Origin of the sequence: Stenotrophomonas sp. TWI700 (genome assembly GCF_039673645.1) — a bacterium.
Taxonomy (GTDB): domain Bacteria; phylum Pseudomonadota; class Gammaproteobacteria; order Xanthomonadales; family Xanthomonadaceae; genus Stenotrophomonas; species Stenotrophomonas maltophilia_AA.
In genome coordinates this window covers 136,821-155,019 of record NZ_JBDJMB010000006.1, presented here as the reverse complement: position 1 = coordinate 155,019, position 18,199 = coordinate 136,821, and the positions used below count along the sequence as shown (strand labels likewise).

Here is an 18,199-nt window from a genome sequence, read left to right as displayed (position 1 = left end):
GCCCCTCAGTAGCGATAGTCGATCGACATGCCGATGGTGCGCGGCTGCAGCGGAACGCCGGTCACGGCGACGTAGCGGTTGAGTGCGTCGCGCACGGCGCCGGTCGAGACATAGGCGCGCTCGTCGGTGGCGTTGCGCGCATACAGACGCACGGTCCACGTCATGTTGGTCAGCTCGGCATGCAGGTCCAGCGCGTTGTAGCTGTCGATGTCGTACGCACCGGCCACCCGCTCGCCGGTGACGCGATACCCGGCGCCGATCCGGCCCTGCCACTGGTCGCTCACATCGATGTCGTAGTCGATGGTGGTCGACCAGCTCAGCCGCGGCGTCATCGGCATGCGGCTGCCGGAGACCAGGCCGCTGGACGGCGGCACGTCACCGATCTTCGAATCGATGTAGGCGGCATTGAGACCGATCGTCAGGCGCTCGGCCGGCCGCACCATGAAGCTCAGTTCCGCGCCCTGGCTGCGCGCGCTGCCGGCGTTGCCCATCCAGCTCAGGCCGTTTTCCGAAACGCGCACCTGGATGTCGTCCCAGTCGATCCGGAACAGGGCCATGTCGATCATCGCGCGACGGTCCCAGAAGTGCGATTTGAAGCCGAGCTCGAGGTTGTCCAGCGTATCGGCCTTGGTCATCGGCACCACGCCGGAGGTCGATACGTTCGGCCCGCCCGGGCGGTAGCCGGTGGCGTAACGCGCGTAGATCATCGCGCTGTCGTTGAGGTGCCAGCGCGAGGCCAGCTTCCACGTCGTCACGTTGTCATCGGCGGAGTCGGCCAGATCGATCGGCCGCGGGCCGTACAGCAGGCCGATGCTGTGCTGCTCGAAATCCTGCTGGTTGCGCGCGTGCCGGACACCGGCGGAGACATCGAAGCGGGGGCTGAACTTGTAGGTGACATCGGCGAAGATCGCCTGCTCGTCATAGCTGCCGGGCAGGCTCGCGGTGCCGGGATTGAAGGGCAACGGGATGCCATTCGCATCGTAGGCGCTGACCTGCTGGCGGTTGGTGTTCTTCTCACCGGTGAAGAAGGTGCCGAGCAGCCATTCGAAGCGCTCGCTCTCCTTGGAGCTGAGCCGGAACTCCTGGGTCCACTTGCGGGTGCCGAGGAATACATCGAACTGCGCCTGGCCGGCCGGGTACCGGGTCAGCAGGGGCCACGCCGCGCCGTACACCAGCGTGGAGTCCTGCACTTCGTCCATGCGGGTTTCGGAGAAGCTGGTGGCCGACACGACATCGACGTTGCCCAGATCCCAGTCCAGGATCGCCGAGTAGTAGTCGGTTTCCATCCGGTACGGCGTCGCGCGCTGCAGGATGCCTTCCAGCGGGCCGCGGATCGGCTCCAGCGTGGGATAGGTCAGGCCCACCGCGCTGGAGTTGTCGGCATCCACGATCTGAGACAGCGCCTGCACGCGCAGGTTGGCGGTGTCGCTGATGCGCCAGGTCAGCGCCAGGCGCGAGGCCAGCTGGTAGTAGCCGTTGCTGTCCTTGGCATCCTCGCCGCTGAGGTCGGGCTGGTCGACGTAGCCGGGGGTGCCCTGGCGCGACAGACTGGCGCGCATGCCCAGCTTGCCTTCGATCAGCGGCACGTTGAAGGAGGTGCGCACGCCGGTGCCCACGTCACCGGCTTCCTTGGTGGCGTTGACGTCCATGCCGGCGCGGAACTCGAAGCCGTCCGGATCGGCCGCCTTGGTGATGTACTTGAACAGGCCGCCCATCGAGCTGGCGCCGTACAGCGTGCCCTGCGGGCCGCGCAGCACCTCCACGCTCTGGATGTCATACGGCAGCAGATCCAGCGCGTAGGTGGTCGCGCGCTGCTTGTTGCTGCTCGGGCCGATCGGGGTGTCATCGATGTAGGTGCCGATGATCGAGCCGCCGCCAAGCGGTGCCACGCCGCGCAGCGCCATCGTGGTCTGGCCCGGTGCGCCGCCACTGTCGACCTGGAAGCCGGGCACGTAGGCGGCGAAGTCGTTCAGGCGGGTTGCGCCGAACGCTTCCAGCCGCTCTTCGCTGATCACGCTGACGCCGGCCGCCACCTCCATGACGTTCTCGCTGCGCTTCTGTGCGGTGGCCACCACGCGATCGAGCTCGACGACATCGGGCGGGCTGCGGCCGCCTTCGGCATCGGCGTCCTGGGCCATCGCCGCAGTGGCGAGACTCATGCAGCACAGCGTGACGGTGGAGGCGAGGATCGAACGTTTCATCGGCTTGCGCATGTGGCGGGCTCTCTGGAATCAGGAACGAAGTCGGGCGGTAAGCACAACGGTCATCCACGGCCGGGGCGGCCGTGTGGCGAGCTGACGCGGGGGGAATACGGGCACGCGTGCGGTCGAGACCGCGCCGTGCCGGCACGGCGACCTCATCGCGCGGTCACTGCATCGTCAGCCGGGACGGCCTCCTGCGCTGCAGGCGACCCATTGCCGGCAAGCAAGGGCCGAGCACGTCGCTCCAGGCGCAGCAACAGCACAGCGACGATCAGGCAGGTACCAGCCATCAGCGAGAAGAACACCGCGCTGGAGAGCGTCGACCACAGCGTGCCGACCGCGCCGGCCAGCAGGTTGCCGCCGAACGACGCGAGGAACCAGAACGCGATGATCGTGGCGCCGAAGCCGACCGGCGCCAGGCGGGCGAACAGGCCCAGCCCGACCGGCAGGATGAAGAGCTCGCCGAAGGTGAAGATCGCAAAGAACAGCGCGGCCCACAGCCAGCCGACCTTGGCCGTTGGTTCGCCACCGAGTATCGCCACCAGCGCGAACGACAGTCCGACCACGGCGGCACCGATCGCCATCTTGGTCAGTGCAGCCGGCTCGCGGCCGTCGCGGGCCTGCCGCATCCAGCGCCGCACCAGCAGCGGGGTAATCAGGAAGACCAGCAGCGGGTTGAGCGAGAAGAACCACGTCATCGGAAGGGTGAAATCCGCGGTGAGCACGCGGTCCACGCCGGTATCGAGCCAGATCGCGATGGTATTGCCGATCTGCTCGTAGGCCAGACGGAACACCACGATCAGGCCGGCAATCATCGCCATCAGTTGCAGCAGCGGGCGATAGGCCGGTTGCCACAGCGCGGAGAAGGGCAGCGTGGCGCGCGCGCTGCGCGGCGGATCCGGCGGCAGGTGGCGGCGGCCGGTGATGTAGATCACCAGCCCCAGCAGCATGCCGATGCCGGCCGCGGAGAAGCCAACGTGCCAGCCATACACCTCACCCAGCGTGCCGCAGACCAGCGGGGCGAGGAACGCACCGAGGTTGATGCCCACGTAGTACACATTGAACGCCGAGCCACGGCGCGGATCATCGCGCTGGTAGAGGTCGCCGACCTGGCCGGGCAGGGTGGGCAGGAACAAACCATTACCGAGCACGATCGCCAGCAGAGCGGGATACAGCAGCGCATCGAAGGCCATCAGGAAGTGCCCGAACGCCATGATCGCGCCGCCCAGGATCACCGCACGGCGCTTGCCCAGCCAGCGGTCGGCGAGCATCCCGCCGAACACCGGACTGAGGTAGGCCAGCGCGGTGTACAGGCCATAGACCATCGAGGCCTGTTCCTGCGAGAACAACAGTTGCTTGGTCATGTAATAGACCAGCAGCGCCCGCATGCCGTAGTAGGAGAATTTCTCCCACATCTCGGTGAGGAACAGGATGGTCAGGCCTGGCGGTTGCCCGAACCAGGCCTTGCGCGGTGCGTCGAGGGTCATCGGGCAGGGCGTCCGGGGGTCAGAGCTGCAGGCCGGTACTGATCAGGCGCTGAGTGATGGCGACGAACGCGACGACCAGGCCCGACAGTGCGACCATCCATGCGCCGGAGCGGCGTAGACGCGGCCAGCTGGCGGGCTTGCGGACTGCCACCCAGACCAGTGCGACGGCGGCAATCACGCTCAGCCAGGACACCGCCTGGACCAGGAGCAACGGTCCGTTGCTGTAACTGGAGATGCCGCCCGGCGCGGACATCGCCTTCACATACGCCAGCCAGGCGATCACGCTGCCCAGCAGCACAGTGATCGACAACGTCTGCAGTCGACGCAGGCCACGGCCTTCGGCCGGCGCGGGAACCCGGTAGTAGCGACGCACGAACACGCCACCCACGCGCAACACCGCCGACAGCAACAGCAGCCCCAGTGCGACAATCAATGCGGGGCGCAACCAGCTGGGCGACCGCCAGCCGGGCATCGGTTCAAACCCGAATACCGACGCGAACGGGCCGCCGGAGAAGTACACCGGACGGCCATCGACCACCTTCACTTCAAGCAGGCTGCGGCCATGCTCTTGCTGCCACAACCAGGGTGACACTTCGCGCCAGCGCAGCAGCTGGCCATTGAGGCCCTTCTGGCCATCGACGGTGATGGTGCCGTCGTCCTGCGGTTGCACGCGCACCGGCGAGAACAGCGACAGCAGGCGCAGATACGAGCTGTCCGAGCGACGGGTGCTGTGCCAGTCCACCTTGGCCAGTGCGGCGGCATGCTGGCGGGCGGTGTCGGCGTCCACGCCGGGACCGGCGGCCTGGATCGGCAGGGGCGGCAGGAAGTTCTCGACGAAGCGCTCCCATACCTGGGCACGCAGCGCCGAACCGGCCGCATCACGCCCGACGCTGTTGGTGGAAACGAACACGCCGATGTTGCGCTCCGGGATCATCCACAGCCACGAATAGAAGAACAGCATCGTGCCGCCGTGTGAGCGGGTGTCGTAGCCGCCGGTATCCGAGGCCATCCAGCCCAGGGTCATGCGCGGCAGGTGCGGCAGCACCGCCGGCTGCGGGGTCAGCATCTGTGCGTTGGTCTCGGCGCGCATGATGCGCTGGCCATCGAGTTCGCCGTGGTTGAGCGTGGCCATCATGAAGCGTGCCATCGCCGAGCCGGAGGCATATAAGCCACCCACGCCCGGAGCGGTGTTCTTCTCGGCCGGGTAGCTCTTGCCCGAACCGAGCCGGTAGCCCTTGGCGGCGTGTGGCAGCAGCTCGGCCGGCAGCTTCTGTTCGAAACTGGCGTACTTCATGCCCAGCGGCTGCAGGATGTGCTGCCGGGCATAGTCCTCGAACCGCTGGCCGCTGACCCGCTCCACGATGTAGGAGGCGATGCCGGTGGCGTAGTTGGAATAGGCCGGCACGGTGCCGGGCCGGTTGATCTGGTTCGGCATCCATTCCTTGAGATAGTTGTCGCGGTTGGCCGGATGGTCCGGGCCCAGCACGATCAGGTAGCGCATGCGCTCTTCCAGACCGCTGGTGTGGGTCATGATCTGGCGCAGCGTGATCGGCTCGCCCTTGGCCTGGACTTTGATGTCCAGGTAGGTGTTGATATCGGCGTCCAGGTCCAGCTTGCCCTGTTCCACCAGCTGCATCACTGCGGTCCAGACGAACAGCTTCGAGATCGAGCCGGGACGGAACAACGTGGTCCTGGGATCGACCGGCGTGCGCTTCTCGACATCGGAGAACCCGAAGCCGCGTTCGGTGACGACCTTGCCGTTCTCGACCACCGTGACCACGGCACCGGCGAGATCGCCCTGGGCCATCAGGTAGGGCACCAGGCCATCAAGGAAGGTATCCACGCGCGCGGCATCCAGCGTGCCGGTGGGTGTCGGCGCGGGCGCGATGCTGTCAGCGGCTTCGGTCGCCGCGGGCACCGCCGGTGCAGCGACGGGGGCCGGTGCCTGCGCATGCACTGGCGAGAACGCGGCAGTCGAGGCCAGCAGCAGCCCGGCGGCCAGGGTGCGCCACTGCGTGGCGCGCGGACGATGCGATGTCATGTTCATGCCTGTACTCCCTTGCCCCACACGGCGTCGTCGCAATGCACCAGTCCCTCGTCGTAGCGCAGGCCGGGAACGCGGTCATCGCGCAGGAACAGCGGACCATCGAGATCGACGACGTCGCAATGCTGGCCCACGATGAAGGCCGGGCCCATCGCCCAACTGCTGCCGATCATGTTGCCGACCATCACCTGCATGCCCAGCGAGCGGGCCTTGCCGACCATCGCCAGGCTTTCGGTGAGTCCGCCGGCCTTGTCCAGCTTGATGTTGATGACGTCGAACAGCCCGGCCAGCGCCTCGATCTCCGACGCATCCTGCACGCTCTCGTCGGCGGCGAAGGGTAATGGCCGCGCGAAGCCCTTGAGGTCGGCCTCGCGGCCGCGCGGCAGCGGCTGCTCCAGCAGTCTGACATCGTTGTCCAGCAGCACGGGAATGAGCGCGTCGAGCGCATCCACGTGGTAGCCTTGGTTGGCATCCACCCCCAGCCACACGTCAGGTCGCACCCGGCGCACCGCGCGTACGCGTTCGATATCGATGTCGAGCTCGCCGCTGAGCTTGAGCTTGAGTGCCTTGGCCGGCGCATAACGGCCGGTGGCGATCGATTGCATCGTCGCTGGATCGTCAGCACCCAGGGTCCAGGTGGTCAGCAGCGGTCGCGTCTGCGACAACCCGGCCAGTGCCCAGGCGGGCTTGCCGGCGCGGCTGGCTTCAAGGTCCCACAGCGCGCAATCGAGCGCATTGCGGGCACCACCGCGCGGCAGCAGTTGCTGCAGGTCGGCGCGGCTGATGCCTGCTTCGATCTGTGCCCGCAGTGCTTCCAGCGTGGCCAGCATCTGCGCGGGCGTGTCATCGAAGTAGTACACACCGCTGGCTTCGCCACGGCCCCGATGGCCGCCGTCGTCCAGTTCCACGCGCAGTACCGGCGCATGCTGGAACACGTGGCCGCTGATCCGGAAGGGCGCCAGCAAGGCAAGCGAGTCGATCTGCAGGGTCAGTTTCACAGAGAAAATCTCCAGCCCCCGGGAGGGCGACGGGTCAGTAGTTGAGAGCGAAATCGGCCAGGCCCATCAGGAAGATGGCGTAGCCAAGCAGGATGGCCGAGGCCAGCAGCAGCAGCGCCCACAGCCGCGCCAGCCAGCCGCGACCGGCGCGCACGGTGTGCAGCAGGTTCCAGCCCATCGCCGCGATGCCGCCGACGATGGCGATCACCGAGGCGATGCCCAATGCGATGACGGCCGGATCCAGGCGGTCGTCGATGCGGGCGAAATCCACCGACACCCAGGCCATCAACGCCATGGCCACTGCCGGAACCAGCAGCAGCAACCAGCAGGCCGCGCGGCTGAGGCTATAGGCACGCAGGGTAGTGCGTGGCCAGCCCAGTACCCGACCGTGGCGGCGGCGTACCAGCGCGGCGATCGGCCAGGCCAGCGCCGACAGCGCCAGCACGCTGGCCGCGGCGATCAGCAGCGGCATCAGCCAGCGTGCCGAGCGGTAGCCCTCTGCGCGCACGAACACGTTGTAGGGCGAGGACGAGTCCACCGCGAAGCCGATGGGCTCCCCGTCCTTCACGATGGCAGCCAGGCGCAGCTCACTGTCGGTCGCCTGCCATACCCACGGTGCGATTGGCCTGAAGGTAGTGGGCTGTCCGTTCGGCTGTTTCATGCGGTCGAGGCGCAGCGCGCCGTCGTCCAGGGCATCCAGCCGGGTCTGCGACAGGATGCCGGTGAGGCCGATACCTGTCTGCGCGCGGCGCGAAGTGAGATAGCTCTGCGCGGCCAGTGCGCGTGCCTGCTGCCTGGCCAGCGCCAGGTCGACCACCGGCGCCGGTGTGGCGGTGGCTTTCGGGAAGTAGCGTTCGGCGAAGCTCTCCAGCAGTTGCCGCCGGATCGGCCCGGTGATGCCCTTGGCGCCGGCACTGTTGAAGGAGACGAACAGGCCGACGTCGTGGTCACGGAACAGGGACAGCTGGGAGTGGAACAACAGCGTGTCGCCGGCATGCGACACCACCCGCTGGCCGTTGACGTTGCTCTCGTAGAAACCCAGCGCCATGGTGCTCAACGGCGGGGCGAAACGGACCTGGGGGGTCAGCATCTGCGCGCTGGTGGCTGCCTTGAGGAGGGCGGTGTCGGCGCCGCCCGCGGCACTCAGATGAGCGATCATGAAGCGCGCCATGTCGGTGCCGCTGGCGGTCAGCGCACCGGCCGGCGCCGAGGGGGTCACCTCGAACGCACGCGGCGTGCCCGAGCCGAGTGCATAGCCTTGGCTGACCATCCGGCGCAGGGCCGGCGGCAGCGGCTGGCGGAAGCTGGCGTGCTGCATCTGCAGGGGCGCGAAAATGTGCTGCTCCACGTACTCGGCGAAGGGCTGGCCCGAGACGCGCTCGACGATATAGCCGGCCAGGCTGGTGCCGTAGTTGGAGTACGCCGGCACGGTGCCCGGCGGGAAGATCTGCGCCGGTACCCGCTGCTTGAGGTAGGGGCCCAGTTCGGCACCGCCGCCTGCGGCCACCGCCTCGGTAGTCCACATGTACTTGAGGTTGGCTTCGAAGCCACCGGTATGCGTCATCAGCTGGCGCAGCGTGATCGGCAGGCCGCGTTCGGGCACCTTGAAGTCCAGGTACTGGTTGATGTCCGCGTCAAGGTCCAGCTTGCCGGCCTCCACCAGCTGCATCACCGCAGTCCAGGTCATCAGTTTGGAGACCGAGGCCATCCGGAATAGCGTGCGGTCCGGATCCACCGGGGTCTGTTTTGCGACGTCGGAGAAGCCGTAGCCGCGACGGACCAGGATCTGGCCGTCCTTGACCACGGTGACCACCGCGCCGGCGATATCGCCGCGCGCGATGGCATACGGCATGAACCCATCCAGCCAGGTGGCCGCGTCATCCGCAGTCAATCGGGCAACGGTGTCCACGCGGGTGGGCGCGGCCTCCGGGAGCGGGGACGACGGCCGCTGTGCATCGGCCTGGAAGGACAGCAACAGCCCACAACACAACGCGACAAGCCCTGACAACGCACGCATGTGACGATCCCCTCTGGAACTGGAAGACGAGGCACCCCGCACAAACGATCGGAGGACCAAAAACCATCTCAATCAGACAACAATATTCCTGATTAGAGAAATGTCAATTGCGCGTGATCTCGTCCGGCTGCCGCCGAGCGGGGGCGATTGCGACTGTTGTATGCCCTGGATGCGCCATTTCGGGGCCAATGAGAACGATTACAGGGCGCTGGGCGTCGCCATATGAGGCGAACGCGACAAGAAACCATCCTGATCAGGATGGCATTCATCTGTACGTAGTATCGTATCCACAACTTCACCAGCAATAGCCCAAAGGTCCTGTCGATGAGCCCCAAAAGCCCGACGCTCGGAACCCTGCTGCGCGGCCTGCGCACGCGTCAGGGTTGGACGCTCAAAGAAATGAGCGAGCACACCGAAATCCCCCTGTCCACGCTGTCCAAGATCGAGCACGACCGCCTGACCTTGACCTACGACAAGCTCCAGCACCTGGCGCAGCGCCTGAACCTGCGCATGTCCGATCTGTTCTCCGAGCCCGACGCCGACAGCGCGCCGAAGCCGGTCACCGCACGGCGCAGCCTCGGCTCGCTCGACAAGGCGCTGCGGGTCCAGACCGACAACTACGATTACTACTATCTGTGCACCGAACTGCGCCGCAAGCGCATGATCCCGATCCTGACCAAGGTGCGGGCCAAGACCACCGCCGAGTTCGGCGACCTGGTCCGCCACCCGGGCGAGGAGTACGTGCACGTGATGGAAGGCCGCATCCAGGTCCACACCGAGTTCTACGATCCGGTGGTGCTGGAGACCGGGCAGGGCATCTACATCGACAGCCAGATGGGGCACGCCTACATCGTCGATACCGGCTGCGAGGAAGCGGTGCTGCTGGCCGTGTGTGCGAGTGCGGACGAAGACCTGATGGAATCGCTGATCACCCTGCATGAGCATGAGGGGAGCGTCTGAGCGCGCTGTCGCGTGCAGCGGTCGCGCGACACGTGTTGAATGAAAAGGGCGCCTACGGCGCCCTTTTCTGTGATCTTCCCGCCCTGCTCAGCCCAGCGGCCTGGCGAAGACGTCCATGCCCTTGCCGGTTTCCAGCAGGGATTTGAGGCTGGACAGGACGATCGGCCAGCCCTGCCGGATGCCGGTATCCATGCCGCTGCCCGGCTCGAGCTGGTCATGGGTCACGGTGAGCCGGACCATGCCGTCATACGGCACGATATCGAACGTCACCCGGCTGTAGGCCTGCGCGTCATCGGCCTGCGACGCGGCGGCCCAGGTGATGACCAGGCGCGAGGGCGGGGTGCTTTCGACCACCTCGCCGACCAGCTCGACCTTCCTTGCCGCGTCGGCACGGACGTGCTGCCAGCGTGAACCGGGCTGCCAGTCCGATACGTTCTCATGGCCCCAATAGGTGCGGGCGATCTCTGGCCGGGTGATGGCCTCGAATACGCTTTCGGCGGTGGAGGCGATATAGATCACGTGGATGAAGCAGGTAGACACCGTGGACATCGTCATTCTCCTTCGAGTTCTTTTTTCAGGTCATGCAGCAGGCTCAGCCGTTGGTGCTCGAACTTGCGTACCCACCGCTCGTAAACCTCGTGCAGAGGCACGGGGTTGATGAAGTGCAGCTTCTCGCGGCCGCGCCTGACGGTGCTGATCAGGTTGGCCTCTTCCAGCAGGCCCAGATGCTGGGTGACCGATTGCCGTGCCATCTGCAGGTGCGCGCAGAGCTGCCCCAGCGACTGACCGTTGGTCTGGCAGAGCGCATCCAGCAACGCCCTGCGGGTGGGATCGCCCAGCGCCTTGAACACCTTGTCTGCATCCATCCACGTTCCTCGCTGCTCGTGATCCAGGTAACGCCCCGGGCCTTTGATGGCGCCCGTCGACGATTCGATAATATGCAGGCAAATGCCTGCATGTCAAGGCGGGTCATGCCGGGCACTGCCACGACGGGACCAAGGCTTGCGTCGTACCGTCGACCGGCAGGGCTGACCGGGCTCTAGACCTTCATCGGCCGACAGAGCATCGCCATGCCGGCGGAGTGCAGCTCACCACGTCGCCTCCAGCCGACGGAACGGCTGCTTCAGCAGCACCCCGCGCGCGTCGTAGTCACTCACGACGCGCCCATCTACCCGTACCGAGGTCGGGCGCGTGCGGCTCGGCCACCACACACGGACCGCGGTGTCCGTGCGCAGCCCCTTGCCCAGCCTGAGGTCCAGCGTGCCGTCGCGCTGCCGTGCCTGCAGGGCCAGGGTGCCGTAGGCGGTCGGCAGGCGATCCACCGCCAGCCCGTCGCCGGCCACCCACGAGGGCGGGGTGCCTGGCAGCAGCGACAGCGCGTCATCGTCTTCGCGCATCAGCATCCCGAACAGCGTGCGTCCGTACTCGGCGCCGATCCAGGTATGCGGCATGTCGCCGAGATAACGCGGGAAGCGCAGCCGCGAATGGACCACCTCGGCGAGCACCTGCCATTCCAGCGGGCGGCGGTCATGCAGCAGGCCCTGCAGCAGTTCGTCGGCGGCCTCGGGCTGGTCCAGATGCACATAGCTCAGCACGTTGCGGATTTCGTACGGGGTATAGGCATACAACGCGCGCGGCTCGCCGCGCTTGCGGACATCGTCCAGATAGCGGGCGAACGTGGTGCGCAGCGCCTCGGCCGGCAACACATCCTGTGCGCCGGTGGGATCGAGCGCGATCGACACGCCGGTCGGATCACCATCGCCAAGGTCGGCCGAAGAGGGAATGAAATCGATGCCCTTCCACGCCATCGTGGCGCGGATCGAGGCAGCCAGCGCATCGTGCAGGGCGGTGTACTGTTCGCGCGCCCACGCGGCGGTTTCATGATCGCACAGCGACTCCGCCAGCCACGCACCGTCATGCCAGCCCTTCAGGCCCCAGTAGTCGTCCCAGTAGCTGTGCGTGGGCGAGGGATAGCCCTCATGGCTGATCGAGGGCGCCAGGATGCCGGCGAAGCGTTCCGGCGAAGGCTGGCTGGCCATGTAGCCGGGCACCAGCGTGCGCTCGCGCAGTTCCTGCAGGAAGCGCATCGCGGCTTTCACCTTGGGCAGATAGGCGCGTACGGAGTCCGGTCCGCCATCCAGCCGCGCGACATCGGCCACCAGGCTGATGTACTGGCCCTGGCTGTCGTACTCGATGTCCGAGCCGAAGCCGGTGTTGACGCTGCCGTCGTCGTTGAGAATCGGCGAGACCAGCCCGTTGGCATGCACGCCGTGCTCGCTGTACCAGGCCAGGTAATCGCGCGCGACCCTGGATTCGCCCATGCGCAGCAGCACCGCGGAGGTGGCCATGCCGTCGCGGATGAAGGAGCGGTTGTAGTTGCGCGGGCCGGGCTGCATGGCCGGGCCGGTCTGGTTGATCAGCATGTACGCCGCCTGCGCGCGCAGCATGTCCACCAGCGAGGGATCGGGCAGGCGCAGGCCGACCTGGCCCAGGCGTGCCTGCCAGTCGTCGGAGGCACGCTTGGCGAGTGCGTCGTATGCCGCATCGGGTGCACGCGGGACGCCAGACAGCGCCAGTGGTGGTGCATCCGGCAGCGAACCGTCCTGGGCCGAAGCGGCGGTGCCCAGCGGGAAGGCGACCACCACCGAGCGGCTGGCACCCGGCGCGAGCTGCACGCGGTAGGCCAGCGCCGCGGACGCGAGACCCTCGGCATCGCGTGCCTGCGTGGCCGCGGGCAAGGTACCGCTGGCGATGGCCGCGGTGATCTCGGTGCTGCCCTCCGTGCCGAACGGCGCCGCACCCGCGGCATCGACCGGGGTCAGCGACTGCAGCAGGGCGCGCCCGTTGATGCGCACCTGTCGACCTTCCACGGCCACCTCGCGGATCGGCGAGAGGCCGCCGTTCTGCCACGGGGGGTTCATCTGCATTGGCCGTACCGCCAGTGTCAGGGTGCCCTCGAGAGGGGCGCTGCCGGTGTTGCGCAGTCGATGGCGCACGAAGGTGACCGGCTGTCCCCCCAGTTCGACCGCGAACGCCTCGCTCTGCAGGTCCAGCCCGGGTTGTGGCGACCACGTCGCCGAGGGCATCGGCTTCCAGCCATCGCGCAGCGCGTGCTGCACCGGCTGGTCGGCGGCGCCTGCGGCAACACCGTCCGCGTTGCGCCAGATCGGCTGCACCAGCGGCGCGCCCTTGAAGGCTTCGATGTTGCCGTACTCGTCGAAGATCGATTTCTGTCGGCCGGCGTGGATGCCGACCGCGGTCCAGTAGGTCTGCTGCATGTGCAGCGAGGCCGGGAACAATGCGCGCTGCGCGCCACTGGCGGCGATCTGGTAGCGCTTCATCGGCGTCATCACTGCCTTGGGGCCGAGCAGGCGCAGGCGCTCGACCCGGGGGGCGTCACCGTCCACCGTCAGCCGCAGCGCGGTGGCGGTCACGGCAGCAGCGCCCGCCAACCAACTCTGCTGGCGTGTACCGGCCTGCGGATCGCGTGCGAGGTCTATCCAGCGGCCCTGCGCATCGCGTGCCTGCAGCCGTGCGGCACCGTGCTCACCGTTCCAGTCCACGGACAGGCCGGTGGTGGAGACGGCACGCGGCAACGCGATCTCGAGCGTATGCGTACCGTCCTTGCCACGCGGAACGTCGATGGCACTGCCGCCCTGCCACAGCGCCGCGGCCTGGCTCGCATCCACGCCGGACACGCGCGCGCTCGTGGTGGAATCCAAGGGCTCCAGCTCGAAGATCGACACGCCCCAGTCCGAGGTGCGCGCCGGGCTGGCCAGGCGCAGATAGCGGGCGTTGCGCGGCGCAAAGAACAGCGTCTCGATACCGCCGAGCGAATCGCGCATGGTGTAGGCCGGCTGCCATCGTTGGCCGTCCAGCGAGGTCTGCAGGCTGTACCCCTCCGGATTGGAGACGTCCCAGGTGATCTGCACGCCGCTGAGCGTGCTCGGCCTGCCCAGGTCCACCTGGAACCAGTGGCCCGGGCTGAAAGCACCGCCGGTGACTGTTTTAGGGTCGCCGTCGATCAGGTGCCCGACCGCCATCGCCGGCACCTGCTGGGAGGAGCTGCTGGCCTGCCACTGGCTGCGCGGTGGCAGGTCCTGGGCGGCCGCGGTGAGGCTCAGTGCGAGGGCGGAGAAGAGCACGGTGCCGGCCATGATGCGGCGCGGTTGGTGCACGACGGTCGAACGGTCAGCCTGCAGCCTCATCAACATGCTCCTGATCTGAAACGACCCCGGCGGCGGGGTGGGAACACGCTAGCAGGGGATGTAATCGTTTACATGACGCGTCGCAATATTGAAGTCGCCATCAGGTGATCGGATTTGCGATCTGCTCGCGCGCGTCACCGAATGTCCGTACGCAGGCTGCCGCGGATCTGATCGCGCCAGTGTTCGGCGACGCCGGCCTCGTCGGCAAAGTGCGGCCAACGCAGCACGCTTTGCCGGACCTGCTCAATGATGTCGCGGGCGCGGCGGGCATTGATCGAGGCCGTCGCTGCACATGCGGCCAGGTCGGCCACGTCGAAACCCTCGCGCTTGCCGTTGATCGACATCTGGTGCCGCGCTGTCCAGTCGCCGTCCGGGTTGTACGCCCAGGTGATGTCGAACGCAGGTGACAGCGACCACTGGCCCTGCCGGTCCATCAGGTAGGCGATGTTCTTGACGTGGTCGTCCTGGTTGCGTGCGATCACGTTGAACACCATCCGCCGGAACTGTTCCTCCAGCTGCGCCATGGGCAGGCGCAACTGGCGCATGACCAGCAAGGCCTGCTCGTAGGAGTAGGCAGTGGGATCATTGAAGTCGAAGTGGGCCATCGCCGCCAACGACTGCATATGGCGCTTGCCTCCTGCATCGGTGCGGTCGAAGCGTTGGGTCATGAAGTGGCGGCGGCCGCCTTCCTCCAGCAGTCGGCACTCGCTGATCTGGATGCCCGCGTCACGCGCCATCAGCGCGTACGCGTACTCCACCACGCCGTAGCCCTTGGGGTCAGCCAGTTCCTTGTCGCGGTTGTTCTGCACGCCATCGAACTTGAGCAGCCAGTAGCTGAAGCCTGGCGCCGCTGCGGCCTGGCCCGATCGGACCTCGCCCGTGCCTTCGTTCCAGGCGATCACGGCTTTGGCCCGTGCGCCACCGGCCGAGGTACCCACGCGCAGAATGTCGCGCAGCGCATCGGCGCGCGCTTCATCGCCGAACGAGGCACGCAGGTTGTCGCGGTTGCTCAGGACCTCGGTGGCCAGCGCAACCAGGGCATCGATCTGAATCTTGTGCGCCGTGCGGACGCGCGGCCCATGCACCGGCGAGAACTCCAACGCCCCCATGCCGCGCGTGCCGGTGTAGCAGAGCCGCTCCACCGCATTGAAGCTGTCCGGGGTGCGGCCCTGGGTGGCCAGCCAGGCATTGATCAGGGTGTTGCCGTACTTGTCCGGCAGGGCGTCGGCGAGCAGGCCGGGCAAGCCATGGAAGCCTGCCGGGTTGAGGGAGGGGAAGCCGTAGATCCGATCCGCCGCGAGCGGCATGGTCAGCGGGGCGACCTCAATGCTGGAACGTGCGAATGCCGGGTCGTAGGCAAATTGTGCGATCCGCTCGCCGTCGGCCAGCGTCACCGCGCCGATCCGGCTGCCCCACAGGCGTACCTCGGCCGTGGTGTTCATTGCTCATCGCCCCAGGTCCAAGGCTTGGCCGGTGCCGGCTCTGCCACCCCCGGTCGCGCGCGCTGGCGCTGGTGGCCGCGGCGCTCCAGCAGATCGATCGGATTGGGACCGTCGCTGGGCAGCATCACCTCCAGCGCATCCAGCCTGCCGAGGGCGCGCAGGCACCGGATCAGGTTGGCCAGCTGGGCGGGCGTGCCGTCTTCCAGCCGCTGCACGGTGCGTTTGGAGACGCCCGCAGCATCGGCCAGCTGCTCCTGGGTGATGCCTTGCGAGAGCCGCACGCGGGCTAGACGTTGCCCCAGCTCAGCCAGAACAGCCTCGTCCGTCATCAGATGTGTGATCGTCATAAGGTGACCCTCCTGGCGCTTTGTATCGCACTATTGCGATAAAGCGTCAAGTTTGGCTTTTTACGACATTTACATTGTATTTCGATAAAGAGACAGATATGGCGCGTTATGGCAATTTATACAGTTAAGGCGGCAGAATTGACGCTTAACGAGGTGCATTTGTGGCACTGGCCCCGCGACGTTTGCTAAAATTCACCGTTCGACTCTGGACGATGTACGCAGAAGGATCCTGAATGAAGATTGCCGTCGCCGGTACCGGCTACGTAGGCCTCTCCAACGCGGTGCTGCTCGCGCAGCATCACGAGGTGGTGGCGCTGGACGTCGATCCAGCCAAGGTGGCGATGATCAACGCGCGCCAGTCGCCCATCGAGGATGCCGAGATCGAGGAGTTCCTCGCCAATCGCGCGCTGAACCTCACCGCCACGCTGGATCCTGCGCAGGCCTATGAAGGCGCGGACTTCGTCATCGTCGCTACGCCGACGGATTACGACCCCACATCGAATTACTTCAACACCGGCTCCGTCGAGGCGGTGATCGCCGATGTGCTGCGGATCCATCCGTCCGCCGTCATCGTAATCAAGTCGACCGTGCCGGTGGGCTGCACGCACGCGTTGCGGGCCACGTTCGGGACGGACACGATTCTGTTCTCGCCGGAATTCCTCCGCGAAGGCCGCGCGCTGTACGACAACCTGCACCCGAGTCGGATCATCGTCGGCGAACGCTCCGAACGCGCCGCGGTGTTTGCCGGGCTGCTCAAGGAAGGCGCGATCAAGAAGGACGTGCCAGTGCTGTTCACCGACGCCACCGAGGCGGAGGCGATCAAGCTGTTCTCCAATACCTATCTGGCGATGCGGGTGGCCTACTTCAACGAACTGGATACCTACGCCAGTTCGCACGGGCTGGACACGCGGCAGATGATCGAAGGCGTCAGCCTGGATCCGCGCATCGGCGATCACTACAACAACCCGTCCTTCGGCTACGGCGGCTACTGCCTGCCCAAGGATACGAAGCAGCTGCTGGCGAACTACAGCAAGGTGCCGCAGAACCTGATCCATGCCATCGTCGAGTCCAACCGCACCCGCAAGGATTTCATCGCCGATGACATCGTGGCGCGCAACCCGAAGGTGGTGGGCATCTACCGGCTGGTGATGAAGGCCGGCTCGGACAACTTCCGTGCCTCGGCGGTGCAGGGCGTGATGAAGCGGATCAAGGCCAAGGGTATCGAGGTCATCGTCCATGAGCCCGTGCTCACGGAGCCGACCTTCTACCGCTCCCGCGTGGTGAACGATTTTGCGGCGTTCCTTGCGGAGGCGGACATCATCGTCGCCAACCGGCTGACGCCGGAGCTGGAGGGCGTGGCGCACAAGGTCTACACGCGCGATCTGTTCGGATCGGATTGATCGTCGGAGTGCATCCACGCATGGCGTGGATCTACCCGAGGCGGTCGATTGTCACAGCGCGCATCCATGCATGGCGTGGATTTACCCCGGAGGTGGTCGGTTGTCGCGGGTAGGGCCACGCCGTGCGTGGACGAATGCTCCGGGCCACGCATTACGAATGGGCTGATGGACCCGGATCGGGGCCCATCCACGCCATGCGCGGGTCTATTCGCCCGGCTTGGCGGCCGCTGTGACCGCCTGCGATTTCGCCCGCCGTGCCAGCACCGCTTCGCGGTGGGCGATATAGGCGTTCGCGCCGAGGATGATCCCGGCGCCGATCACGGTCCAGCGGTCCAGGGCTTCATTGAACAAGAGCCAGCCCAGCAGGCTGACCAGCGGCAGCTGCATGAAGCTGATCGGGGTCAACGCAGAGACCTCGCCCAGGCGCAGGGCGCGCGTCCACAGCAGCTGGCCCAGCGTGCCGAGCACACCGGTCGCGACCAGCCAGACCCAGGCCAGGCCAGTCGGCCAGACCCAGACGAACAGCGCCGGCACCAGCGACAGCGGCACCCAGAACACATAGGTGTAGAACACCACCGTATCGGCGCTGTCGATGCGGGTGAGCTGCTTGATCTGGATCGCCACCAGCGAGCTCAGTACCGCAGCGCCGACGGCGACCAGGGTGCCGGGCGTGAAACTGGTCGAGCCGGGGCGCACGATGATCAGCACGCCGATGAAGCCTATGATCACCGCCGCCCAGCGGCGCATGCGCACGGTTTCGCCCAGCCACAGCACGGCAGCGATGGTCACGAACAGCGGTGTCGAATAGGAGAGCGAGATCGCCTGGGAGATCGGCAGGTGCCCGATCGCCCAGAACGCGCACAGCATCGAGGCCAGACCGATCGCGCTGCGCAGGAAGTAACGCGGCAGCTGCTGCGTCTTCAGCGGCGCGCTGCCGGGGCGGATCAGCATCGGCAGCAGTGCCAGCAGGCCGAAGGCGTTGCGGAAGAACGCCACTTCCTGGGTCGGCACGTAGCGGGTGGCGTAGCGGATCGCGATCGCCATCAGGCCGAAGGCCAGCGTACTGCCGAGCATCAGCAGGGCGGCCCGCAACGG

Annotated in this window: 13 protein-coding genes; 2 read left to right on the top strand and 11 right to left on the bottom strand. The window is 66.7% G+C overall.

The features are described 5' to 3' along the window. Positions 1-5: 5 nt before the first annotated feature. From ABE473_RS07295 to ABE473_RS07275, 5 genes are all read right to left on the bottom strand, one after another. The gene (locus ABE473_RS07295; protein ID WP_346488987.1) at positions 6-2,201 is read right to left on the bottom strand and encodes a TonB-dependent receptor; all 2,196 of its coding nucleotides are present in this window, start codon (positions 2,199-2,201) and stop codon (positions 6-8) included. Between the two features lie 155 nt (positions 2,202-2,356). After that, positions 2,357-3,688 carry a peptide MFS transporter gene (locus ABE473_RS07290; RefSeq protein WP_346488986.1) on the bottom strand — a complete coding sequence of 444 codons (1,332 nt, stop codon included), beginning with the start codon at positions 3,686-3,688 and terminating at the stop codon, positions 2,357-2,359. A gap of 19 nt (positions 3,689-3,707) precedes the next feature. Further along, entirely contained in the window at positions 3,708-5,735 is a 2,028-nt protein-coding gene (locus ABE473_RS07285; protein ID WP_346488985.1) for a serine hydrolase domain-containing protein, read from the bottom strand. Further along, the gene (locus tag ABE473_RS07280; RefSeq protein WP_346488984.1) at positions 5,732-6,730 is read right to left on the bottom strand and encodes a dipeptide epimerase; all 999 of its coding nucleotides are present in this window, start codon (positions 6,728-6,730) and stop codon (positions 5,732-5,734) included. The genes ABE473_RS07285 and ABE473_RS07280 overlap by 4 nt, the downstream gene beginning before the upstream one ends. 34 nt (positions 6,731-6,764) lie before the next feature. After that, on the bottom strand, positions 6,765-8,747 hold the full coding sequence (locus tag ABE473_RS07275) for a serine hydrolase domain-containing protein (protein WP_346488983.1): 1,983 nt from the start codon (positions 8,745-8,747) through the stop codon (positions 6,765-6,767). Positions 8,748-9,071: 324 nt separating this feature from the next. On the opposite strand from ABE473_RS07275, the gene ABE473_RS07270 reads away from it, so the two are divergent. Beyond that, positions 9,072-9,707, top strand: coding sequence for an XRE family transcriptional regulator (locus ABE473_RS07270; RefSeq protein ID WP_176989825.1), 636 nt, complete (start codon positions 9,072-9,074; stop codon positions 9,705-9,707). 87 nt (positions 9,708-9,794) lie between these two features. On the opposite strand, the gene ABE473_RS07265 is transcribed toward ABE473_RS07270, so the two are convergent. The 5 genes from ABE473_RS07265 to ABE473_RS07245 form a co-directional block, all read right to left on the bottom strand. After that, positions 9,795-10,256 carry an SRPBCC family protein gene (locus tag ABE473_RS07265; protein WP_179459110.1) on the bottom strand — a complete coding sequence of 154 codons (462 nt, stop codon included), beginning with the start codon at positions 10,254-10,256 and terminating at the stop codon, positions 9,795-9,797. 2 nt (positions 10,257-10,258) lie between these two features. Next, positions 10,259-10,573 (bottom strand): metalloregulator ArsR/SmtB family transcription factor, encoded by a 315-nt coding sequence (locus ABE473_RS07260; RefSeq protein ID WP_346488982.1) that lies wholly within the window; start codon positions 10,571-10,573, stop codon positions 10,259-10,261. 222 nt (positions 10,574-10,795) lie between these two features. Beyond that, positions 10,796-13,915 carry a discoidin domain-containing protein gene (locus tag ABE473_RS07255; RefSeq protein WP_346488981.1) on the bottom strand — a complete coding sequence of 1,040 codons (3,120 nt, stop codon included), beginning with the start codon at positions 13,913-13,915 and terminating at the stop codon, positions 10,796-10,798. 134 nt (positions 13,916-14,049) lie between these two features. Beyond that, positions 14,050-15,357 (bottom strand): HipA domain-containing protein, encoded by a 1,308-nt coding sequence (locus ABE473_RS07250; RefSeq protein WP_346488980.1) that lies wholly within the window; start codon positions 15,355-15,357, stop codon positions 14,050-14,052. Beyond that, entirely contained in the window at positions 15,354-15,704 is a 351-nt protein-coding gene (locus ABE473_RS07245) for a helix-turn-helix transcriptional regulator (RefSeq protein WP_179459107.1), read from the bottom strand. Before ABE473_RS07245 ends, ABE473_RS07250 begins: the two co-directional genes overlap by 4 nt. Before the next feature lie 233 nt (positions 15,705-15,937). Between ABE473_RS07245 and ABE473_RS07240 the strand changes: the two genes are divergently transcribed. Then, positions 15,938-17,104: a nucleotide sugar dehydrogenase gene (locus ABE473_RS07240; RefSeq protein ID WP_346488979.1), complete on the top strand. Its 1,167-nt coding sequence runs from the start codon at positions 15,938-15,940 to the stop codon at positions 17,102-17,104. A 204-nt stretch (positions 17,105-17,308) separates the two neighbouring features. On the opposite strand, the gene ABE473_RS07235 is transcribed toward ABE473_RS07240, so the two are convergent. Further along, a complete protein-coding gene (locus ABE473_RS07235; protein WP_275135858.1) occupies positions 17,309-18,196 on the bottom strand; it encodes a DMT family transporter in 888 nt (295 codons plus the stop codon). Positions 18,197-18,199: the final 3 nt, after the last annotated feature.